This is a genomic window from Micromonospora sp. NPDC050795, assembly GCF_044456785.1.
In the GTDB taxonomy this organism is placed as follows: Bacteria; Actinomycetota; Actinomycetes; order Mycobacteriales; family Micromonosporaceae; genus Micromonospora.
Genome location: NZ_JBITGE010000001.1, coordinates 1 through 17,416, shown reverse-complemented (window position 1 = coordinate 17,416; position 17,416 = coordinate 1). Strand labels below are relative to the sequence as shown.

At 70.3% G+C, this 17,416-nt stretch carries 19 protein-coding genes and 2 tRNA genes; 13 read left to right on the top strand and 8 right to left on the bottom strand.

Annotated features, from left to right (window positions below; translation table 11 throughout):
• Positions 1–30: 30 nt before the first annotated feature.
• The 3 genes from ACIBEF_RS00105 (at position 31) to ACIBEF_RS00095 (ending at position 2,390) form a co-directional block, all read left to right on the top strand.
• The gene (locus ACIBEF_RS00105; RefSeq protein WP_396789778.1) at positions 31–546 is read left to right on the top strand and encodes a hypothetical protein; all 516 of its coding nucleotides are present in this window, start codon (positions 31–33) and stop codon (positions 544–546) included.
• An 89-nt stretch (positions 547–635) separates the two neighbouring features.
• Positions 636–1,835 carry a DUF1015 family protein gene (locus tag ACIBEF_RS00100; protein ID WP_396789776.1) on the top strand — a complete coding sequence of 400 codons (1,200 nt, stop codon included), beginning with the start codon at positions 636–638 and terminating at the stop codon, positions 1,833–1,835.
• Between the two features lie 87 nt (positions 1,836–1,922).
• Entirely contained in the window at positions 1,923–2,390 is a 468-nt protein-coding gene (locus tag ACIBEF_RS00095; RefSeq protein WP_366612762.1) for a ribose-5-phosphate isomerase, read from the top strand.
• A gap of 12 nt (positions 2,391–2,402) precedes the next feature.
• Here ACIBEF_RS00095 and ACIBEF_RS00090 read toward each other — a convergent pair whose 3' ends face one another.
• Positions 2,403–2,744, bottom strand: a complete 342-nt coding sequence (locus tag ACIBEF_RS00090) for a hypothetical protein (RefSeq protein ID WP_091405403.1) — start codon at positions 2,742–2,744, stop codon at positions 2,403–2,405.
• 139 nt (positions 2,745–2,883) lie between these two features.
• Here ACIBEF_RS00090 and ACIBEF_RS00085 point away from each other — a divergent pair, with 139 nt between their 5' ends.
• The gene (locus tag ACIBEF_RS00085; protein ID WP_366612764.1) at positions 2,884–3,429 is read left to right on the top strand and encodes a hypothetical protein; all 546 of its coding nucleotides are present in this window, start codon (positions 2,884–2,886) and stop codon (positions 3,427–3,429) included.
• A gap of 153 nt (positions 3,430–3,582) precedes the next feature.
• Here the strand turns inward: ACIBEF_RS00085 and ACIBEF_RS00080 are convergent, their stop codons facing one another.
• Both ACIBEF_RS00080 and ACIBEF_RS00075 read right to left on the bottom strand, forming a co-directional pair.
• Positions 3,583–4,347 carry a class I SAM-dependent methyltransferase gene (locus ACIBEF_RS00080; protein ID WP_396789774.1) on the bottom strand — a complete coding sequence of 255 codons (765 nt, stop codon included), beginning with the start codon at positions 4,345–4,347 and terminating at the stop codon, positions 3,583–3,585.
• Between the two features lie 279 nt (positions 4,348–4,626).
• Positions 4,627–4,758, bottom strand: a complete 132-nt coding sequence (locus ACIBEF_RS00075) for a hypothetical protein (RefSeq protein WP_396789772.1) — start codon at positions 4,756–4,758, stop codon at positions 4,627–4,629.
• Between the two features lie 33 nt (positions 4,759–4,791).
• Here ACIBEF_RS00075 and ACIBEF_RS00070 point away from each other — a divergent pair, with 33 nt between their 5' ends.
• Positions 4,792–5,205: a tetratricopeptide repeat protein gene (locus ACIBEF_RS00070; protein ID WP_396789771.1), complete on the top strand. Its 414-nt coding sequence runs from the start codon at positions 4,792–4,794 to the stop codon at positions 5,203–5,205.
• A gap of 25 nt (positions 5,206–5,230) precedes the next feature.
• Here ACIBEF_RS00070 and ACIBEF_RS00065 read toward each other — a convergent pair whose 3' ends face one another.
• The 3 genes from ACIBEF_RS00065 to ACIBEF_RS00055 form a co-directional block, all read right to left on the bottom strand.
• Positions 5,231–6,331 (bottom strand): aKG-HExxH-type peptide beta-hydroxylase, encoded by a 1,101-nt coding sequence (locus ACIBEF_RS00065; protein ID WP_396789769.1) that lies wholly within the window; start codon positions 6,329–6,331, stop codon positions 5,231–5,233.
• An 86-nt stretch (positions 6,332–6,417) separates the two neighbouring features.
• Positions 6,418–6,612 (bottom strand): hypothetical protein, encoded by a 195-nt coding sequence (locus ACIBEF_RS00060; protein WP_357206533.1) that lies wholly within the window; start codon positions 6,610–6,612, stop codon positions 6,418–6,420.
• A 145-nt stretch (positions 6,613–6,757) separates the two neighbouring features.
• Positions 6,758–8,908, bottom strand: a complete 2,151-nt coding sequence (locus ACIBEF_RS00055; protein WP_396789766.1) for a M14 family zinc carboxypeptidase — start codon at positions 8,906–8,908, stop codon at positions 6,758–6,760.
• A gap of 204 nt (positions 8,909–9,112) precedes the next feature.
• On the opposite strand from ACIBEF_RS00055, the gene ACIBEF_RS00050 reads away from it, so the two are divergent.
• Both ACIBEF_RS00050 and ACIBEF_RS00045 read left to right on the top strand, forming a co-directional pair.
• Complete coding sequence (locus ACIBEF_RS00050; RefSeq protein ID WP_396789764.1) at positions 9,113–9,622, top strand: SigE family RNA polymerase sigma factor; 510 nt, start codon at positions 9,113–9,115, stop codon at positions 9,620–9,622.
• Positions 9,619–10,449 (top strand): hypothetical protein, encoded by an 831-nt coding sequence (locus tag ACIBEF_RS00045; protein ID WP_396789762.1) that lies wholly within the window; start codon positions 9,619–9,621, stop codon positions 10,447–10,449. The genes ACIBEF_RS00050 and ACIBEF_RS00045 overlap by 4 nt, the downstream gene beginning before the upstream one ends.
• A gap of 69 nt (positions 10,450–10,518) precedes the next feature.
• Here the strand turns inward: ACIBEF_RS00045 and ACIBEF_RS00040 are convergent.
• Positions 10,519–10,592, bottom strand: a tRNA-Gly gene (locus tag ACIBEF_RS00040).
• Positions 10,593–10,889: 297 nt separating this feature from the next.
• Between ACIBEF_RS00040 and ACIBEF_RS00035 the strand changes: the two genes are divergently transcribed.
• From ACIBEF_RS00035 to ACIBEF_RS00010, 6 genes are all read left to right on the top strand, one after another.
• A tRNA-Pro gene (locus tag ACIBEF_RS00035) sits at positions 10,890–10,963 on the top strand.
• A gap of 138 nt (positions 10,964–11,101) precedes the next feature.
• A complete protein-coding gene (gene tig, locus ACIBEF_RS00030; RefSeq protein WP_357206525.1) occupies positions 11,102–12,448 on the top strand; it encodes a trigger factor in 1,347 nt (448 codons plus the stop codon).
• A gap of 246 nt (positions 12,449–12,694) precedes the next feature.
• Positions 12,695–13,336, top strand: a complete 642-nt coding sequence (locus ACIBEF_RS00025; RefSeq protein ID WP_007464111.1) for an ATP-dependent Clp protease proteolytic subunit — start codon at positions 12,695–12,697, stop codon at positions 13,334–13,336.
• 10 nt (positions 13,337–13,346) lie between these two features.
• On the top strand, positions 13,347–14,009 hold the full coding sequence (locus tag ACIBEF_RS00020; protein ID WP_030333536.1) for an ATP-dependent Clp protease proteolytic subunit: 663 nt from the start codon (positions 13,347–13,349) through the stop codon (positions 14,007–14,009).
• Between the two features lie 210 nt (positions 14,010–14,219).
• The gene (clpX, locus tag ACIBEF_RS00015) at positions 14,220–15,515 is read left to right on the top strand and encodes an ATP-dependent Clp protease ATP-binding subunit ClpX (protein WP_355010117.1); all 1,296 of its coding nucleotides are present in this window, start codon (positions 14,220–14,222) and stop codon (positions 15,513–15,515) included.
• A 143-nt stretch (positions 15,516–15,658) separates the two neighbouring features.
• Positions 15,659–16,456 (top strand): carbon-nitrogen hydrolase family protein, encoded by a 798-nt coding sequence (locus ACIBEF_RS00010; protein ID WP_396789759.1) that lies wholly within the window; start codon positions 15,659–15,661, stop codon positions 16,454–16,456.
• Between the two features lie 63 nt (positions 16,457–16,519).
• On the opposite strand, the gene ACIBEF_RS00005 is transcribed toward ACIBEF_RS00010, so the two are convergent.
• Positions 16,520–16,744, bottom strand: a complete 225-nt coding sequence (locus ACIBEF_RS00005) for a hypothetical protein (protein WP_357208127.1) — start codon at positions 16,742–16,744, stop codon at positions 16,520–16,522.
• Between the last annotated feature and the right edge of the window lie 672 nt (positions 16,745–17,416).

The following is a 17,416-nucleotide window of genomic DNA, read 5'->3' as shown; positions in this document are numbered from 1 at the left end:
GCACGCCGCAGTTCGTGGAGGCAAATCCCGATGGCCAAGCACCGTGCATCCGGTGACGATCAGCTGACCCGGCAGGGGGTGATCGAGACTCCCGGCGCGGACTACTGGTCCGTTGACGACTCCCGCTGGCCGACGGTCCGCCCGGACCTGCCCGCCCACCTGGTGGATCTCCTCGCGCCGCCCATCGTGGTGGGCGTGGCGCGGGTCCCGGTGACCTCCCGGCTCACCCCGCCCAGGGCGGTCGATCCACTGCCGTCGTCCGTCGACGCGGTGCCGACCAGTGCGCCGGTGCTGGTGCCGTCGGGGGCGGCCCCAGCCGAACCGGCTCCTCCGCCGCCAGCACCGGCTCCTCCGCGCCCGGTGCCGACGCCGCCGCTGAACCCTCGGCCCGTTCCCACGCCTCCTCCCGACCGTCCCGTGCCGGGGCCGCCCGCCTCGCCCCGCCGCGCCCTGAACAGCGGGCCGATCGGGACCGGTCGGCGTGGCAACGGTGGGCCGGTGGGCGCGGGTAGGCACCGCCGCGGCACCTCCGACCGCGCCGGCTGACCAGCCGGGCACTTCCGGGCGCTTTCATCTGGTGGACGCACCGCGGGTCCCCGTCGGCGGCGACACCGTCGCCGGTAGCGTCAGTGGGCATGACGGTCGTGCATCCGATCACCCGGGCCTGGGTCACCACTGGCGGCACCGGCGCGCAAAACTATGACGAGTTCGCCGACGACGCGGAGATCACCGCGATCATCGGGTCGAACCCGCACAGCGCTCTCGGCATCGAAATGCCGCATCGCGCCCCGCAGAGCCTGGGCACGTCGTTCCTCGACGCGCTGCCGGACGCGGTGGCCCGCCTCGCCGAGGCCAAGGCCGACGGCAGTTACACCCCCGCCGAGCAGGTGGTGGTGCTCTACCGGATCAGCGCGCCCGGCGAGGAGCCGGCGTACGGGCTGTTCGCGATGGTGGACACCGACCAGATCTCCACCCGGGCAGACGAGCCGGGCCTGGTCATCCGCAACGAGGACGTCTTCATCGCCAAGGTGCGCGAGCGGGTGGCGCTGGCCGACGCGCTGGGGCACCTGCTCTCACCCGTACTCCTGCTCCAGACCGGGCGTGGCGACGAACTGCACGCCGCGCTCGCGGCGGCGACCGACACGGCCGGCGCGCCCGCCGCGACGGACACCGACCAGGCGGGGCGCACGCACGCCATCTGGCTGCTCGGCCCCGGCCCGGAGCAGGCCACGCTCACGGCTCTCGCCGGTGGCGGGGACCTGGTCGTCGCGGACGGCAACCACCGCAGCCTGGCCGCCCAGACCGGTGGGCTGCCGCGCTTCCTGGCCGTGGTCACCACCCCCGCGTCGGTGGCCATCCAGCCGTACAACCGGCTGGTCAGCGAGCTGACCACCACCCCGGCCGAGCTGCTCGACCGGCTGCGGGCCGCGGGCGCCGAGGTCGAGCCGATCGACGGCCCGGTCGAGGTCCCGGCGGCCGGCGGCACCGTGCACCTCCGCCTCGACGGCCAGGGGTACGCGGTGCGCCTGCCCGCCACCGCCTCCGCCCGCCTGGAAAACCTGGACCACGCTCTGGTCGAGCGGCTGGTGCTGCGTGACGCGCTCGGTCTGGATCCGGGCGACAAGCGGATCACCTACGTCGGCGGCGACTACCCGGCGAGCTGGCTCACCGGTGAGGTCGACGCCGGCCGGGCCGAGTTGGCCATCCTGATCGCGCCGGTGACGGTGGCGGATTTCGTCGCTGTCAACCTGGCCAGGGAGAAGATGCCCCGCAAGAGCACCTGGTTCACCCCGAAGGCGCGCGGCGGCCTGGTCGTCGCCGAGCTGCCGCGTTGAGCGTCGTCCGCACGACCGTGTGACGAACCCGGCTCGGGGACGCCGCCCGTGTGACGTCCCCGAGCGCGGCCTGACAGACTGCCCGGTATGCGCGTCTACCTGGGATCCGATCACGCCGGTTTCGAGTTGAAGGTGCACCTGGCCAGCCACCTGGCCATGCAGGGCTACGACGTGGTCGACGTCGGCCCGCACAGCTACGACCCGGACGACGACTACCCCACGTTCTGCCTGCACACGGGCGACCAGGTGGTGGCCGACGAGACGGGCCTCGGAGTGGTCATCGGTGGCTCCGGCAACGGTGAGCAGATCGCCGCGAACAAGGTCGCCGGCGTCCGCGCCGCGCTGGCCTGGAGCGTCGAGACAGCTCAGCTGGCCCGCCAGCACAACGACGCCAACGTGGTCGCCATCGGTGCCCGCCAGCACACCCTTGACGAGGCGACCGGCATCGTCGAGGCGTTCCTGAACACGCCGTTCTCCGGCAACGAGCGGCACGCTCGTCGGATCACCCAGGTGGCCGAGTACGAGCGGACCCGGAAGCTGCCCGACCTGCCCTGACCCGTTCGGCGCTCAGCGCGGCGAGCGGGGCAGCTCCTCGCGGGGCACCCAGTTACGCCGGACGACCACCACCCGGGCTTCCGCCTCGGCCAGGTCGTCGTCGGTGGGGCGGGCCGCGTCCCGGGCCCGTAACGCGGCGCTCAGTCCCACCTGGGACGAGCCGGAACCGACCAACCCGCGCAGCCCCCGCTCGCCGTCGCGCTCGTCGCCGCCCGTGCTCCTGCGTCGCGGCGGCGGCTCGTCACCGTCGTGCACGCCTGGCGTGCTGACCGTCGGGCCGTCCGCACCCGGTCTGGCCGTTTCGGTGTCGGCGTGGTGGCGCAGCCGTCGGCGTCGTCGGTCGGGGTCACCCATCAGGCGACCGTACCCTGGCCCGGTTGGATCCGGCACCGTCGCGGGGCCGCGCTCCCCGGCCGGGGTCGGCGACCGATTTGCCGGCTGGCTACCCTCGAATCCAGGCGGTGCTGTTGCCGTCGGTCAGGGGGAGGACGAGATGGCAGACCAGACGCAGCCGTGGGCGGAGCGGACCGTGGAGGTGCCACCGCAGGCCGGCGTCGGGGTGCCGCCGCAGCGTGACGGTTTCCGCCGGGGGGTCGCTCCGGTGGGTGAGCCACGCACCCCGCGGACGGAGCCGTTCCCGGTGGTCGAGCAGGAGCCGACCGGCACCGGTTGGCCCGGTGGACCGGTGCCCCGCCGCTCGCTCAGCTCGCGGATGGCGCAGCTGCGGCGCGGCGGTGAGTGGAGCGCTGCGGCAGGCCTCTTCGCGTTCGTGTGTTGGGGAATCTGGGCGCTGTCCGGCCAGGGTGACCTGAGCGGGCCACTGTTGGTGCTGGTGCTCAGCCTGCTGGTGGCGGCCGGGCTGTTCGCCCTGTTCCGGCTGGTCGGCCGGGTGGTGCTGGAGCGGCAGCTGGGGCGGGTCCGGCGCAGCGCCAGAGGTGCGCACCTGGCGACGGCGGTGTTCCTCGTCGGCCTCGGGGTGGCGTGGCTCCAGCAGACCGAGTGGGTCGTCTCGGCCTGGAACTGGATCTCCTCGAACTGACCGGGCGTGCACGGGCGGGCCGGTCCAGGACCGCCCACCCGTGCACCCGGTCGTCTCCCCACCAGGCAAGGTCGCTGCTTACCCGGCCGGCCGCGGTTCATCCGTGGCCGGCCGCTCCGACCGGTACTCCTTCGTGGGCTTGGAGCCGTTCGCTCAGCGCTGGGGTTTGTGCGCCCGGACCAGGACGCGCTGGGCGTGGGCCACGAACGGCCCGTGGCGACGGATGTGGTCGTGCAGATCGGCGAGCCGGGCCCGGTAGCGGTCCACGGTGAAGTCCGGCACCGTCCAGATGACTTTGCGGAGGAAGTGCACCACCGCTGCCACGTCGTTGAAGGTGGTTGGCAGCGCCTCGTGCCGCAGCTCGTCGATGACCAGGCCGGCGGCTCGCGCGTCGGCGGCGGCGCGGGTCGGGCTGCGTTCGTCACTGATCTCGCGGGGACCGGTGAGGAACTGGGCCAGCTCCCGGTTGGACCCGGGGCCGATCTGCTGGGCCAGGTACCGCCCGCCGGGAGTGAGCACCCGTGCGATCTCGTCCCAGAGCACGACGTTGGGATGCCGGCTCACCACCAGGTCGAACGTCTCGTCGGGAAACGGGAGCGGAGCGTCCTCGGCGACGTCGACCACCCGTACGCCGCGCGGTTCGAGCGCGCGTCGGGCCAGCCGGAGGTTGGGCGGCCAGTGTTCGGTGGCCACCGTCAACGGGGGGAGTGCCGGCACCTCGGAGAGCACCTCGCCGCCGCCGGTCTGGATGTCCAGTGCGGCGCGGGCAACCCTCATCTGGGCTGTCATGAGTTTCAGATATCCCCAGGACGGCCGCTGTTCTGTCGCGCGGCCGTCGAACCAGGAGAAGTCCCAACCGTCCACGGACGCGTCGACGCCTTCTCGGAGCAGATCCTCGAAGGTCGCCGTGTCCTGCATTGTGCCAGGCTGACAGAGGGCAGGAATGATGGCAAGCGGATGTGTCCCGTGTCGGCGCAGGGTGCACGCAATGACTCCTGTCAGTGATCTGACACCGATTCCGAACGATCTTTCGGTGAGAATTTGTCACGTGGCGGATCTCCTTCGTTTCGAAACTGATCAGGGCGTTCTCCTCGTTGAGGAACACGCTGGCACCGACCTGGAACGGGTCGGTCTGCTCGACCGGATCCGCCCCGCCCGGGAGACGCTGGAAACGGTGACCCGCCGCTTCGGGACCGATCACGTGCTGGCCGCGGAGGCGGGCATGACCTGCGCCAACGCCATGCGCGGGCGGCGGGCGACGCGACGCAGGCGTACGCCCTGGCCTCGCAGGGGCACGCCACCTTCCGAGCCGCCTTCGGGGAGCGGCATCCGGTCACGCTCTGCGCTGCTGTCAACCTCGGGGTGATCCTGCGGGCTCGCAACTTCGACCGGGAGGCGCGGGAGTTGGGTGCGGCCACCCTGCAGGCGATGGGCGAATCGTTGCCGCCCACCCATCCGTACCTGCTGAGCGCGCGCTCCGCGCAGGCGATCAACCTGGTCCGGTCACACCGGCTGGAGCAGGCGCAGGTGCTCTCCGAGGCGATCCTTGAGGACTCACGTCGCCTGCGTGGACCGGGCCATCCGTACACGCTCTACTGCGCGGTCAACGCGTCGGTCGACCTGATCGAGGTCGGCGAGGAGGATCGGGGCCGCGCGCTGCTCGACGAGGCTGCCGCGGCGCTGGAGGCGTTGTTCGGGCCGGACCACCCGGAGGTGGACGCCGCGCGCGGTCAACGGCGCATCGAGTGCGACATCGAGACCGTTGGGCTGACCTGACGCCTCACCCACCGGTGGCGGCCGTTCATCCGGTGGGGATCGTCGGTCGGCGAGCGCGCTCGGCCTGCGCCACCTCCCACCGCCCGGCGGCGTCGGCGGATGCCGGGACCGGCACGGCGGCCAGCCGGCCGATCCGTTCGGCCAGGCAGTCTGCCCAGAGCCGCCCGGCCGAGGTGAGACTTCCGGCCCGGGCGAGCTCGACCAGGGCGCGCTCCACCTGTGCGCGTACCACAGCGAACCGCGCGGTGGCCTGGGCCGCCAGCTCCGGATGGGCGCGCAGTGCGGCCCACACCTCGGCGACGGCGGTGAACGCGTAGGTGCCGTGCAGCAGCCCGCCGATCGGACGCGGGTCAGGACGCCAGGGCGCGAAGTACCGCTGCGGGTCGGCGGGTTCGTGCAGCCGGACCAGGCCGAGGACAGCGTTGAGTTTGCTGTGTTGCAGCTCGTGCACCATCGTCACGGCCAGATCCACCGGGTCGAGGTTGACGTCGGCGGCCAACGCCCCGAAGGCGTCTGCGTGCGTGACACTGTGCCCACGCTCGGTGCCGTCGGCCAACGGTACGAAGGTGCTGATCCCGGCGGCCACCTCGGCGGCGTGCGTCGGGGCGTACCCGACGAGCAGGTGCCAGGCGTGCCCGACGGACCGTTCCAGCTCCGCGGCCTGCGGCGCGGAGAGTCGGGCGGCGACCGGCAGCCCGAAGCAGTCGCGGTAGGGATCCAGGTCGTCGACGCGCAGGTCGAGGGTGACGGACTGGTCGGTGAAGCGCCACCAGCGGGTGGGCGTCCACCGGCGCCCGGTCAGGTCGGCCGGCGTCACCGTCGTGCTGCCACCGTGTCGACGCAGCACCCCGAGGCCCGGCACCGGCACCAGGCCCGCACGCGGCGTGACCTGCACTGCCGCGTCCGACCGTCCGCTGAGGGTGGCCGCCGCGAGGGCCGCGAACGGAAGGTAGTCGGGTCGACCGGTGGCACCGTGCCGGACCCGATCGATCGCCCAGACGGCCAGCCACGGGTGATCGAGCAGCACGTTCGCGGCGGCGGGGTCGAGGCGGTGGGCGTGGCCGAGCAGGTGCGCCGACGCCGCCAAGGCGTCGTCGGTGTCGGCGAGGCTCTTGAGGACGAGCATCGTTCGGTTGCGTTGCGCGCGTCGCAGAGCGCGGACGGCACCCGGGCCAGCCCCGCCGTCGGCCAGGCGGGTGAACTCCGAGCGGGTCAGCTGGAGTCGGCGCCGGGGTCGAGGAAGCTGTTCCAGCCGGTCAGCGTCGTCTGCCGGGGACTCTTCAGTGTCGCGACCAGTTCCTCGATCCATCGGGCCAGTTCCGGATCCTCGTCGCGTAGCAGGTGGCTCAGACCCTGCGTCAACACGTCGACCACGACGAGGTGATCAGGTGCGGGTTGCTCAGTCATCGATGTCCCGGGTCGGCGCAGGCGTGCTGACATGAAAACACGTCAACGTCTGTGATCACCATCGGCTTACCGTCCGTCACCGCGGGCGCGCGTCATGGGCCGTACCGCCGCCGGCAGCAGCCGGCGGCGGTACGGGACCCGCAGGTCAGCCGGCGGCGGCCTCGGCGGCGGCGTAGTCGCGGGCCACCCGGACCATCTCCACCAGCCCGCCGGCGTACTCCTGGGATTCGCCGTGCGCCTCGTCGAACGGCGGCTGGAAGCCGACGCCCTCCCACTGGTTGGTCGCCGGGTTCCACAGGTCGTTGCCGACCTCGAAGTCCCAGGCGAAGATGCCCAGCTCGTAGTAGAGCTGGTCGGCCGAGTTGCCGGCGGCGGAGTAGAGCACGTCGGCGACCGGCCCGGTCTGCGACGGCCAGGTGACGGTGCCGCGCTCCTGGGCGATGGCGCCCACGATCCGCCGGGCGCTGTTGAGGAACAACGTCGACTCGTCGATCGACGGTCGGGGCAGGGTGACCCTGCCGTCGGCCCGGTACGCCCCCGGCGGCCACATGAAGTACCCGCCGTAGGAGTGCACGTTCATCGCGAACCTGATGTTCGGGTGGTCCTGGGCGAGCGCGATGACGTTGCCGCTCTCCGCCTCGGACAGCTCGGCGGTGCCCGCGTAGGTGCCGGACAGGCAGTTGGCGCTGGCACCCACGTAGCCGTCGAAGTACGACCCGACGGTGTAGTTGCGATTCAGGTCGACGCCCCACGAGGTGCGGTTCTTCGGGTCGCGGGCCGCCCCGGTGCAGTGGTTGACGAGGTTCTTGCGCTGGAAGTTGAAGTCGTTGAACGAGTAGTTCGCGCCGTCCGGGTTGACCACCGGGATGACGAAGATGTCGACCTGCTCCAGCAGCTCACGGGTGGCCGGGTCCGTTCGGGCGTTGGCCAGCATCCGCTCGGCGAACTCCAGCGTCACCAGCGGGGTGGCCCACTCCCGGGCGTGTTCCTGGGAGTACGCGAGCACCCCGACCCGGGAGCCGTCCCGATGTACGCCGAGGCGCAGCGCCTGCACCGTCCACGGCCGTGCCGGCACCTCGGTGCCCTGGAGGCCGTCGTCGAGTCGGGTGGGTCCGGCGACGGGCATCGGCAGTCCGGCCGAGCCGTCCTCGACGGTGGCCCGGAACCGGTCCGGCTGACGGGCGTTGATCGCCGCCGCGACCTCGTCGGTGGTGCTCACCGTCTTGCCCGCGGTGTCGGTGGCCAGTGACACGGTGAGGACGCGGTCGCGGTAGCCGACGGTCAGGGGGCGGTTCGCCCGGCCCGGGTCGACCGTCCGCACCTGTACGCCGTTCATGTTCTGGTCGCCGAAGCGCACCGACTCGATGACCAGGGCGGCCACCGCCGGGTCGCCCAGGTAGCCGGCCGCGTTGCGTCGGTATCCCTGGGTCTTGTTCGGCAGGTCGATCACGTCAACCAGGTCCCGGTACTGGCGCGCCAGCCGCTTGATCCGCGCCTGGATGTCCACCGGCGTCAGGTACGCGTCGATGAAGTCTTTCTGGTAGCCGGCCGGCAGCGGCGGCGGGGAGGCGTTCGGCCAGAGCGTAGGGGTGATCGCCCTGCTGACCCCGCCGAGGCTGGAGGTGGCGCTCAGCTGAACCGGCCGGCTCGGCACCGGCTGGGGGAGCGCGTAGTGGTACTGGTACTCGCCGGAGTCCTCGAACCGGTAGAGCGGGAACGAGCCGGTGGCGCCGTCCGCCGTACGCCACCTGACGGTGATCTCCACGTCCGGGTCGTCGGTGGCGGTGGTGGCCACCTGGGCCTGCAGGAACGTCTGTCCGGTCGTGGTCCACCAGTACGCCTGCTGCACCTGGAGGGTGTCCACGGCAGTGCCGCTGGCGGTGGACCGCTGACCCGCGGCCGGAGCGCGCAGCCCGGCGGCGGTACGGGCCTGAGCCGCGCGGACGCTGTCGGTGTAGTGCCGGTTGCCGTCCCCGGCGCGCTGCACGATCTGCACGGCCGTCGCGCCCTGCGCGGTCAGTTCGCCGAGCTGCGTGCCGCTGAGCACCAGGTCGGCGATGATCCGGCCGTCCCGCGTCCGGGGCCGGTTGGCCAGGTCCGCGCCGGTGGCGACGAGCCGGTCCAGCTGGGCCTGATCGCGGAGCTGAACCCGGACCACTGCGGTTTCGGTGGCGCTCAGGGAGATCGGGGCGGCCGGGGCGGCGGGTGCCGCCGCGCCGGAAGCCGGATGGGACAACACTGCGCTGAACAGGATCACTGTGGTGGCGGCAGCTGTCCACCGTCGTCGGACGATCATGTGCCCTCCTGTGACGGACGTCGATGTGTCTGGTCCTTACACCAGTGCACAGATCGACACCTGTCAAGAAGCGGGTCGCCCCCGGGCGGGATGGCGCGGGCGTGAGTGACACGCGTTGATCCCGGTGACATTTGCGCGAGTTCCGGAGCAACCCTCTGAGCCAGACCCCGCGTGACTAACTCGAGACGGGGATCGGAGGCCTGAATGAGCGATCGCGACGAGGCGTTCGCCGAGTACTTCGCGGCACGGTCCGGTGCCATGCGTGGCACCGCGTACCTGCTGTGCGGCGACTGGCACCGTGCCGAAGACCTGGTCCAGACCACGTTCGTCAAGCTCTACCGGGTCTGGAACCGGATCTCCCGGCACGAGGTGCTCGACAGCTACGTACGCCGGATCCTGATCCGGACCTTCCTCGACGAGCGCCGCCGCGGCTGGTGGCGGCGTGAACGGGTGGGTGGCGAGGACACCGAGCAGGTGGCCCCGCCCGACTCGCCGGAGAGCCGACTGGTGCTGCTGCAGGCACTGGCCCGGGTGGCGCCGCGTCAGCGGGCCGTGCTGGTTCTGCGGTACTGGGAGGACCTGTCGATCGAGGACGTCGCGGCCTTGCTGGAGTGTTCTCCAGGGACGGTGAAGAGCCAGGCGGCACGCGGGCTCGAGACCTTGCGAGGCCTCCTGACACCCACCTACAGCGGGATCGAGATGGGGGAGCGATGAACGAGCAGGAGTTGCGCGAGGGGCTGCGCAGCGAGATGGCGGGGACAACCCCACCACCACCATTGAGTACGACAGCCGCGCTCGGCGCGGCACGGCGGACGCACTTTCGTCGACGCGCGCTGTGGGCGTCCCTCGGATCGGCGGCTGTCGTGCTGGCGGTCACCGGCTTCGCGGCCGTCGCCACCCCGGACGGCCACGTCTACCAGCCGGCGGGCCAGGGGCCACTGGCTTCTCCGGACACCAAGGAACCGTGGCCGACCGGGCCGGACGGGCAACCGCAGGAGGACCGGACCGCGCGAGCCGGATCCAAGTATGAGCAGGGAGTCCACCTGCTCACTGAGGCTGTCTCGGTCGTGCCCGCCGGTTTCACCGCGCCTGACGATCCGCCGGGCCAGCCCGCAGAACAGCGGACGCTGCGGACCCACCAGGCGCAGTTCGAGGACAAGGTGGGCGGCGTCGACGTGTGGAGCTACTCGTCCTCGGTGGCAGTGGCCCAGGGTGAGGGCACCGGGCGCGTGATCGTCGAGGTGCACGCTGCCGGCAACCCGCTGCCGACCGAGCCGTGCGATCTGGCCCAGCAGTTCTGGAGCATGGGGGGCGAGTGCCAGGTCGAGACCGTCGGCGCGGTGCGGGTCGGCGTGGTGGTCCGACCGAGCCGCGACGATCGGCTCGACCAGTGGTCGGCGTACCGGCACTCGGACGGCGTGGTGGTCTTCGTGGCGCAGGCCGCGCGGCTGGACGAGAGCCGGCCGGGGTTGACGAAGCTGCCGTACTCCGTGCCGCAGTTGGCGGCCCTCGCGGCAGACGAACGGTTCCACCTGAAGTGACACGGCGACTCGGCCTCGCCGAGTGGGCCCAGGTGCCGCCACTGTGCGGGCCACCTGGGCCTTCGTGCGTGGAGCGGGCGACGAGAATCGAACTCGCGTAGTCAGTTTGGAAGACTGAAGCTCTACCATTGAGCTACGCCCGCGTGCATCCCGCCGAAACGGGACGCGCCCCTAGCGTACCCAATGCTGTTGCCCGACGCGTAACCGCGTCACCGCCCCGCGGCGTCGCGTCGTCCGCGACCCGGCGGCACCGCGACCCAAGATCCGCGCAACATTCGGGATGCAGTGGCCTCGGCGTGCTGAGACCACCACATCCGTGAAGTTGTGCGGATCTTGGCGGTACGGGAGTGGGGCTAATGGTAATTTCGGGCGATCTGTCCGGGTGGGGGATGCCCCGGCACCGACTGAGGCGTGGCGACGGCATAGACTGCACGTCGCCACGGGGTGTGGCGCAGCTTGGTAGCGCACTCGCTTTGGGAGCGAGGGGCCGTGGGTTCAAATCCCGCCACCCCGACTGTCGTCCGCGGCCGGGCCGCCCCGGGTGCCGCCCAGTGCGGCTCCCGGGCGATGCCGGAGCGTCAGGCCGGCTCGCCTACACTCGATGGGCTGAATCACGCCCAGACTCAACTGAGATCCGTCAAGGAGTACGCCTGTGAAGAGCACCGTCGAGACTCTGAGCCCGACGCGCGTGCGGCTCGCCATCGAGGTGCCGTTCGTCGAGCTCGAGCCGAGCCTCAAGAAGGCGTACCGGGAGATCGGTTCGCAGGTCCAGGTTCCGGGCTTCCGCCGGGGCAAGGTGCCGACCGCGGTGATCGACCAGCGGGTGGGCCGGGGCACCGTCCTCAACGAGGCGGTCCAGGAGGCCATCCCGGAGAACATCCTCGCCGCGGTGCGCGAGCACGACCTGAAGACGCTGGGGCGCCCGGAGGTCGAGATCACCGAGTTCAACGACGGTGACTCGCTCAACTTCACGGCTGAGGTCGACGTCCGCCCGGAGATCACCATCCCGGACGCGAGCACCATCGAGGTGACCGTCGACGAGCTGCAGATCGACGAGAGCGAGATCGACGAGCAGGTGAAGAACCTGCGGGAGCGTTTCGCGACCCTCAAGACCGTCGAGCGGGCCGCCGCCGAGGGCGACTACGTCCAGATCGACCTGAACGCCACCGTCGACGGCGAGGACGTGCCGGGCGGCCAGGCGAGCAACATCTCCCACGAGGTGGGCAGCAAGCAGCTCCTGCCGGGCCTGGACGAGGCCGTGGTCGGGCTCGCCGCCGGTGACGACACCACCTTCACCACCCAGCTGGTCGGCGGCGACTTCGCCGGTCGGGACGCCGACGTGGCGGTGACCGTGCGCACGGTCAAGGAGAAGGAGCTGCCGGAGCTCAACGACGAGTTCGCCCAGATGGCGAGCGAGTTCGACACGATCGAGGAGCTGCGCGGCGACCTGCGCAACCGGGTCACCCAGGGCAAGCAGGTCGAGCAGATCTACGCCGCCCGGGACAAGGCCCTGGCCCAGCTCGTCGAGGCCGCCGACATCCCGGCGCCGGAGGGTGTCGTCCGCGAGGAGGTCGACAGCCGCAAGCAGGCGATGGTCGACCAGCTGGAGCGGATCGGCGCCTCGATGGAGGAGTACCTCGCGGCCGAGGACAAGACCGAGGAGCAGATCGACGCCGAGCTGACCGAGGCGGCGACCGAGGGCGTCAAGGTCCAGCTCCTGCTGGACACGCTGGCCGACGCGGAGGACGTGCAGGTCTCCGACGACGAGTTCGGGCACGAGATCGTGCACCGGGCGCAGCGTGCCGGGATGGCCCCGCAGCAGTACTACGACCAGCTGGTGCGCTCCGGCGCGGCCGCCGCGGTCTTCGGCGACGTGCGGCGGGGCAAGGCGCTCGCGGCCGTCATGGAGAAGATCACGATCAAGGACTCGGCCGGTAACGGGATCACCCTCGACGCGCTGCGCGCCGCCAACGAGGCGGAGCACAACCACGACCACTGATCGTCGGGTGCGGCCGCCGTTCACCGCCCAGCGGCGGACGGCGGCCGTTTCCCTCCCGGGTCCGCCCGGGCAGCAGGCACTGCCGGGTCCGCCCGGCAGCAAGCACTGCCGGGTACGCCCGGAAGCCCGCGCCGCGGGTACGCCCGACACAGCTGCGCTGAGAGCGAACACTGCCCCGACCGGGACTCTGCCGCCCCGCACAGCGGTTAGTGTCGGGAAAGACGGTACGGAGAGCGAAGGGCTGCCATGACCGACATGCACATCCCCAAGAAGTCGCTCCGGGCGATTGACGCGCGCGGTGGCGACTCCATTGGCAACCTCGACGACTCGGTCTACAACCGGTTGCTCAAGGAACGCATCATCTTCCTGGGCAGTGAGGTGACCGACCAGGTCGCCAACCGCATCTGCGCGCAGCTGCTGCTGCTCGCCGCGGAGGACCCGGACCGCGACATCAACCTGTGGATCAACTCGCCGGGTGGCTCGGTCTACTCCGGCATGGCGATCTACGACACCATGCAGTTCATCGACAACGACGTGTCGACCGTGGCGATGGGCATGGCTGCCTCGATGGGTCAGCTGCTGCTCTGCGCGGGCACCAAGGGCAAGCGGTACGCCCTGCCCCACGCACGGATCATGATGCACCAGCCGTCCGGTGGTCTGGGCGGCACGGCGTCCGACATCGCCATCCAGGCGGAGCAGATGCTCTACACGAAGCGGATGTTCCAGGAGCGGGTCGCGCACCACACCGGCCAGAGCCAGTCGCAGATCGAGGCCGACTCGGACCGGGACCGTTGGTTCACCGCCCAGGAGGCCATGGACTACGGCTTCATCGACAAGGTGATCATCGGGGCCGCACAGGTTCCGGATGGCGCCGGGACCCTGAGCTGAGGAGCTGACGATGACCGATCTGAGCCTGCCGCCCCAGTTCGCGGCCGTGCACAACCGCTACGTGCTGCCGTCGTTCGTCGAGCGCACGTCGTACGGGGTCAAGGAGTCGAACCCGTACAACAAGCTCTTCGAGGACCGGATCATCTTCCTCGGCGTCCAGGTGGACGACGCGTCGGCCAACGACGTGATGGCCCAGCTGCTGACGCTCGAGGGCACCGACCCGGACCGCGACATCATCATGTACATCAACTCGCCGGGTGGTTCGTTCACCGCCATGACGGCGATCTACGACACCATGCAGTACGTCCGTCCGGACATCTCGACGGTCTGCCTCGGGCAGGCGGCGAGCGCGGCGGCGGTGCTGCTCTCGGCGGGCACTCCGGGTAAGCGGATGGCCCTGCCGAACTCGCGGATCATCATCCACCAGCCGGCCACCGAGGGCGGCTACGGGCAGGGCTCGGACATCGAGATCCAGGCCCGGGAGATCCTGCGGATGCGTACGCAGCTGGAGGACATGCTGTCCCGCCACTGCAACCGCCCGATCGAGCAGGTTCGCAAGGACATCGACCGTGACAAGATCATGACGGCCGAGGAGTCCAAGGAGTACGGGCTGGTCGACACGATTCTGACCAGCCGCAAGAAGGGTTTGCTGGCGGCCAACGCCGCCCGCTGAGCCGTACCGGGTCAGAGGTTGGCCGGGGCTTTCGTTCCCGGCCGACCTCTGACACACCCGTTTTGGGGGTCGGAGAATGCCCCGTCAGCGGGTAACGTCGGGTCCGTACCGCTTCGCCGGCTGGGTCAGCGGCGCGAACCACACCGGGCGGCGTGCAACGTCCGCAGGTCAGGGCCGGGTCTCCGGCCGATGAGTGCAGGGAGAACGTAGGTGGCACGGATCGGTGACGGCGGCGACCTACTGAAATGCTCCTTCTGCGGCAAGTCGCAGAAGCAGGTCAAGAAGCTCATCGCGGGCCCAGGGGTCTACATCTGCGACGAGTGCATCGATCTCTGCAACGAGATCATCGAAGAGGAGCTGGCCGAGTCCGGCGAGGTGAAGTGGGAAGAGCTTCCCAAGCCGATGGAGATCTGCCAGTTCCTCGACACCTACGTCGTGGGTCAGGATCAGGCCAAGAAGGCGCTCGCCGTAGCGGTCTACAACCACTACAAGCGGATCCAGGCCGAGGCGGCTGGCGCGCCGGGCTCCGGCAGTGACGCCGTCGAGCTGGCCAAGTCCAACATCCTGCTGCTCGGGCCGACGGGGTGCGGCAAGACCCACCTGGCGCAGACCCTCGCCCGGATGTTGAATGTCCCGTTCGCCATTGCCGACGCCACCGCGCTGACCGAGGCGGGCTACGTGGGCGAGGACGTGGAGAACATCCTCCTCAAGCTGATCCAGGCCGCCGACTACGACATCAAGCGCGCCGAGACCGGCATCATCTACATCGACGAGGTCGACAAGATCGCCCGCAAGTCGGAGAATCCGTCGATCACCCGGGACGTCTCCGGTGAGGGCGTGCAGCAGGCGCTGCTCAAGATGCTTGAGGGCACGGTGGCGAACGTGCCGCCGCAGGGTGGCCGTAAGCACCCACACCAGGAGTTCATCCAGATCGACACCACCAACGTGCTGTTCATCTGTGGTGGGGCGTTCGCCGGCCTCGACCAGATCATCGAGTCCCGCACCGGGCAGGGCGGCACCGGTTTCGGCGCCCGGCTCCGGTCGGTCTCCGAGCGGTCGACCGACGACATCTTCAGCCAGGTGATGCCGGAGGACATGCTCAAGTTCGGGTTGATCCCCGAGTTCGTCGGCCGGCTACCGGTCATCACCAACGTTCGCAGCCTGGACCGCAGCGCCCTCGTTCGGATCCTCACCGAGCCGCGCAACGCCCTGGTCCGGCAATACCAGCGTCTGTTCGAGCTCGACGGTGTCGAGCTCGAGTTCGACGAGCCGGCGCTGGAAGCCATCGCCGATCAGGCGATGCTGCGGGGCACCGGTGCCCGTGGTCTACGGGCCATCATCGAGGAGGTTCTGCTCTCCGCGATGTACGAGGTGCCGAGCAACCCCGACGCCGCCCGCGTGCTGATCACCCGCGAGGTTGTCCTGGAGAACGTCAACCCGACCATCGTGCCGCGTGAGTTCACCGGGCGCCGGGCTCGGCGCGACCGCGAAGACAAGTCCGCCTGATCCTTCCCGCGTCCCGCCGGCCGTTCGATCCTGAGCGGCCGGCGTGATCGTGTTCGGCGCCGTTCGCCAGTGACCACCGCCCGCCCGTGCCGGTCAGGCTGTGGCGCTGTCCGTGAACGGGTCTCCAGCCGTACCCTGGGCTCATGCGTGTCGCCGTCTGCCAGCTGAACGCCCGGGACGACCGTAAGGCAAATCTGGCGGCCGCTGAGGCCCTGCTGGAGCGCGCCGCCGCCGGCGGCGCGGATCTTGCCGTCCTTCCGGAGTACGTCGACTACCTGGGTCCTGCCGCCGGGCTGCCCGAACCGGAGCCGGTCGACGGGGAGGTGGGCAGCTTCTTCGCCGGGGTGGCCAGGCGGCTCGGGATCTGGGTGGTGGCCGGTTCGTTCCATGAGGCGGGTCCGGACCCGGACCACACGTGGAACACCTCGCTGGTCTTCGACCGTTCCGGCAGTCTGGCCGCGAGCTATCGCAAGATCCACCTGTACGACGTGGAGATCCCCGGTCGGGTCTCCTACCGGGAGTCGACGAGTGTCGCGCCCGGGGCCCAACCCGTGGTGGTCGACGTGGAGGGGGTACGGGTCGGCCTGTCGATCTGCTACGACCTGCGCTTCCCCGAGCTCTACCGGCTGCTCGCGTCCGACGGCGGCGCGCAGCTGCTCGTGGTTCCGGCAGCGTTCATGATGCACACCGGCCGGGACCACTGGGAGGTCCTGCTGCGGGCCAGGGCGATCGAGAACCAGTGTTTCGTGGCGGCGGCCGGTCAGACCGGCGACCACGAGCCCGGTCGCACCTGCTTCGGGCGCAGCATGGTGGTCGACCCGTGGGGGACGGTCCTCGGCCAGGTGCCGGACGGCCCGGGGGTCTCCGTCGTCGACCTGGATCTGGAGCGGCTCGACACGATCCGCGCCGAGCTGCCCAGCCTGGCCAACCGCCGGCTCTGACGCTCAGCCTGGGCCAACCGCGGCTCTGAGGTGTGCGGCGGGCCAAACCGCCGGCTCTGAACCTCAACCCTCCAGCAGGACGCCGATCACCGCGAACCCGGCGATGGCCGCGGCGGTGACCAGCAGTGCCGTGGTCATCCGGGACCTGCCACGTCGTGCCAGCCGTCCCACCGAGAGCACCAGCACGACCAGCACGACCGCGCCGATCACCACCTGCCAGAACGGCCCGATGAGGCCGAGCAGCGCCTGCTCGGCGAACACCCTGGTGCCGTGCCCGGACTCATCCATGATTGACACTCTGGCACGTCGAGGTGGCCCGCGTCCTCGGCTGTGTCGGGGAGTCGAGGTTGCTGGCAGCTCGGCGGCACCAGGAACCGGCAGGTGCTCGTCGTCCGAACCAGTGATGAACCCTGATTTGCCTTCTCCGGGCCGTCCGCGTAACTTTCTCTCTGCACGGGGGAGGCCGGACAAACCGGCCGAGAACGGGCGCCAGGCTCGTGGCGGGAACGCCGAGCGGGACTGAGGATCGGGCGGTGCGGAACACTCCGGAAACGGGGTTGCGAACGCGAAGCCGACCGGGTAGAGTTTCGAAGCCGGCAGGAGCCGGGCGGAGAGCCGCGAAGCGGCGATCGGCCGGTCTGCGGCTTCCCACGACAGAGACGAACGTCGGCAACGACGTGCGTCATCGTGGACTCGAGCAAGCAAGACTATCCGGGTTATCGGGTTGAAGCATGGCGAACCGCGAAATATCGGTTTGACAGGGCGGAAACGAGCGGGTAACGTAGTAAAAGTGCCTGGCGCTGGAAAGCGCCGGGCGCGGAGCGGTGAAGCCCCGAGATGGGTGCCATTGAGTGTGGTGCTTTGATCGGTGTGTGGTTGTTCTTTGAGAACTCAACAGGGTGCTTGTAAAGCCAGTGCCAATTATGATTTATACCCCGGACTGGTCAGTTTTTGCTGGCT

What these genes read in the sequence shown, in the direction of transcription:
- ACIBEF_RS00065 (WP_396789769.1), bottom strand. Translation starts at nt 6,331, where the DNA reads ATGCTCGTCCTCAAGAGCCTCGCCGACACCGACGACGCCTTGGCGGCG.
- ACIBEF_RS00020 (WP_030333536.1), top strand. Translation starts at nt 13,347, where the DNA reads ATGACCGATCTGAGCCTGCCGCCCCAGTTCGCGGCCGTGCACAACCGC.
- ACIBEF_RS00075 (WP_396789772.1), bottom strand. Translation starts at nt 4,758, where the DNA reads ATGCCGCTCCCCGAAGGCGGCTCGGAAGGTGGCGTGCCCCTGCGAGGC.
- ACIBEF_RS00095 (WP_366612762.1), top strand. Translation starts at nt 1,923, where the DNA reads ATGCGCGTCTACCTGGGATCCGATCACGCCGGTTTCGAGTTGAAGGTG.
- ACIBEF_RS00045 (WP_396789762.1), top strand. Translation starts at nt 9,619, where the DNA reads ATGAACGAGCAGGAGTTGCGCGAGGGGCTGCGCAGCGAGATGGCGGGG.
- ACIBEF_RS00060 (WP_357206533.1), bottom strand. Translation starts at nt 6,612, where the DNA reads ATGACTGAGCAACCCGCACCTGATCACCTCGTCGTGGTCGACGTGTTG.
- ACIBEF_RS00010 (WP_396789759.1), top strand. Translation starts at nt 15,659, where the DNA reads ATGCGTGTCGCCGTCTGCCAGCTGAACGCCCGGGACGACCGTAAGGCA.
- ACIBEF_RS00100 (WP_396789776.1), top strand. Translation starts at nt 636, where the DNA reads ATGACGGTCGTGCATCCGATCACCCGGGCCTGGGTCACCACTGGCGGC.
- ACIBEF_RS00025 (WP_007464111.1), top strand. Translation starts at nt 12,695, where the DNA reads ATGACCGACATGCACATCCCCAAGAAGTCGCTCCGGGCGATTGACGCG.
- ACIBEF_RS00055 (WP_396789766.1), bottom strand. Translation starts at nt 8,908, where the DNA reads ATGATCGTCCGACGACGGTGGACAGCTGCCGCCACCACAGTGATCCTG.
- ACIBEF_RS00085 (WP_366612764.1), top strand. Translation starts at nt 2,884, where the DNA reads ATGGCAGACCAGACGCAGCCGTGGGCGGAGCGGACCGTGGAGGTGCCA.
- ACIBEF_RS00090 (WP_091405403.1), bottom strand. Translation starts at nt 2,744, where the DNA reads ATGGGTGACCCCGACCGACGACGCCGACGGCTGCGCCACCACGCCGAC.
- ACIBEF_RS00005 (WP_357208127.1), bottom strand. Translation starts at nt 16,744, where the DNA reads ATGGATGAGTCCGGGCACGGCACCAGGGTGTTCGCCGAGCAGGCGCTG.
- ACIBEF_RS00080 (WP_396789774.1), bottom strand. Translation starts at nt 4,347, where the DNA reads ATGCAGGACACGGCGACCTTCGAGGATCTGCTCCGAGAAGGCGTCGAC.
- ACIBEF_RS00105 (WP_396789778.1), top strand. Translation starts at nt 31, where the DNA reads ATGGCCAAGCACCGTGCATCCGGTGACGATCAGCTGACCCGGCAGGGG.
- ACIBEF_RS00050 (WP_396789764.1), top strand. Translation starts at nt 9,113, where the DNA reads ATGAGCGATCGCGACGAGGCGTTCGCCGAGTACTTCGCGGCACGGTCC.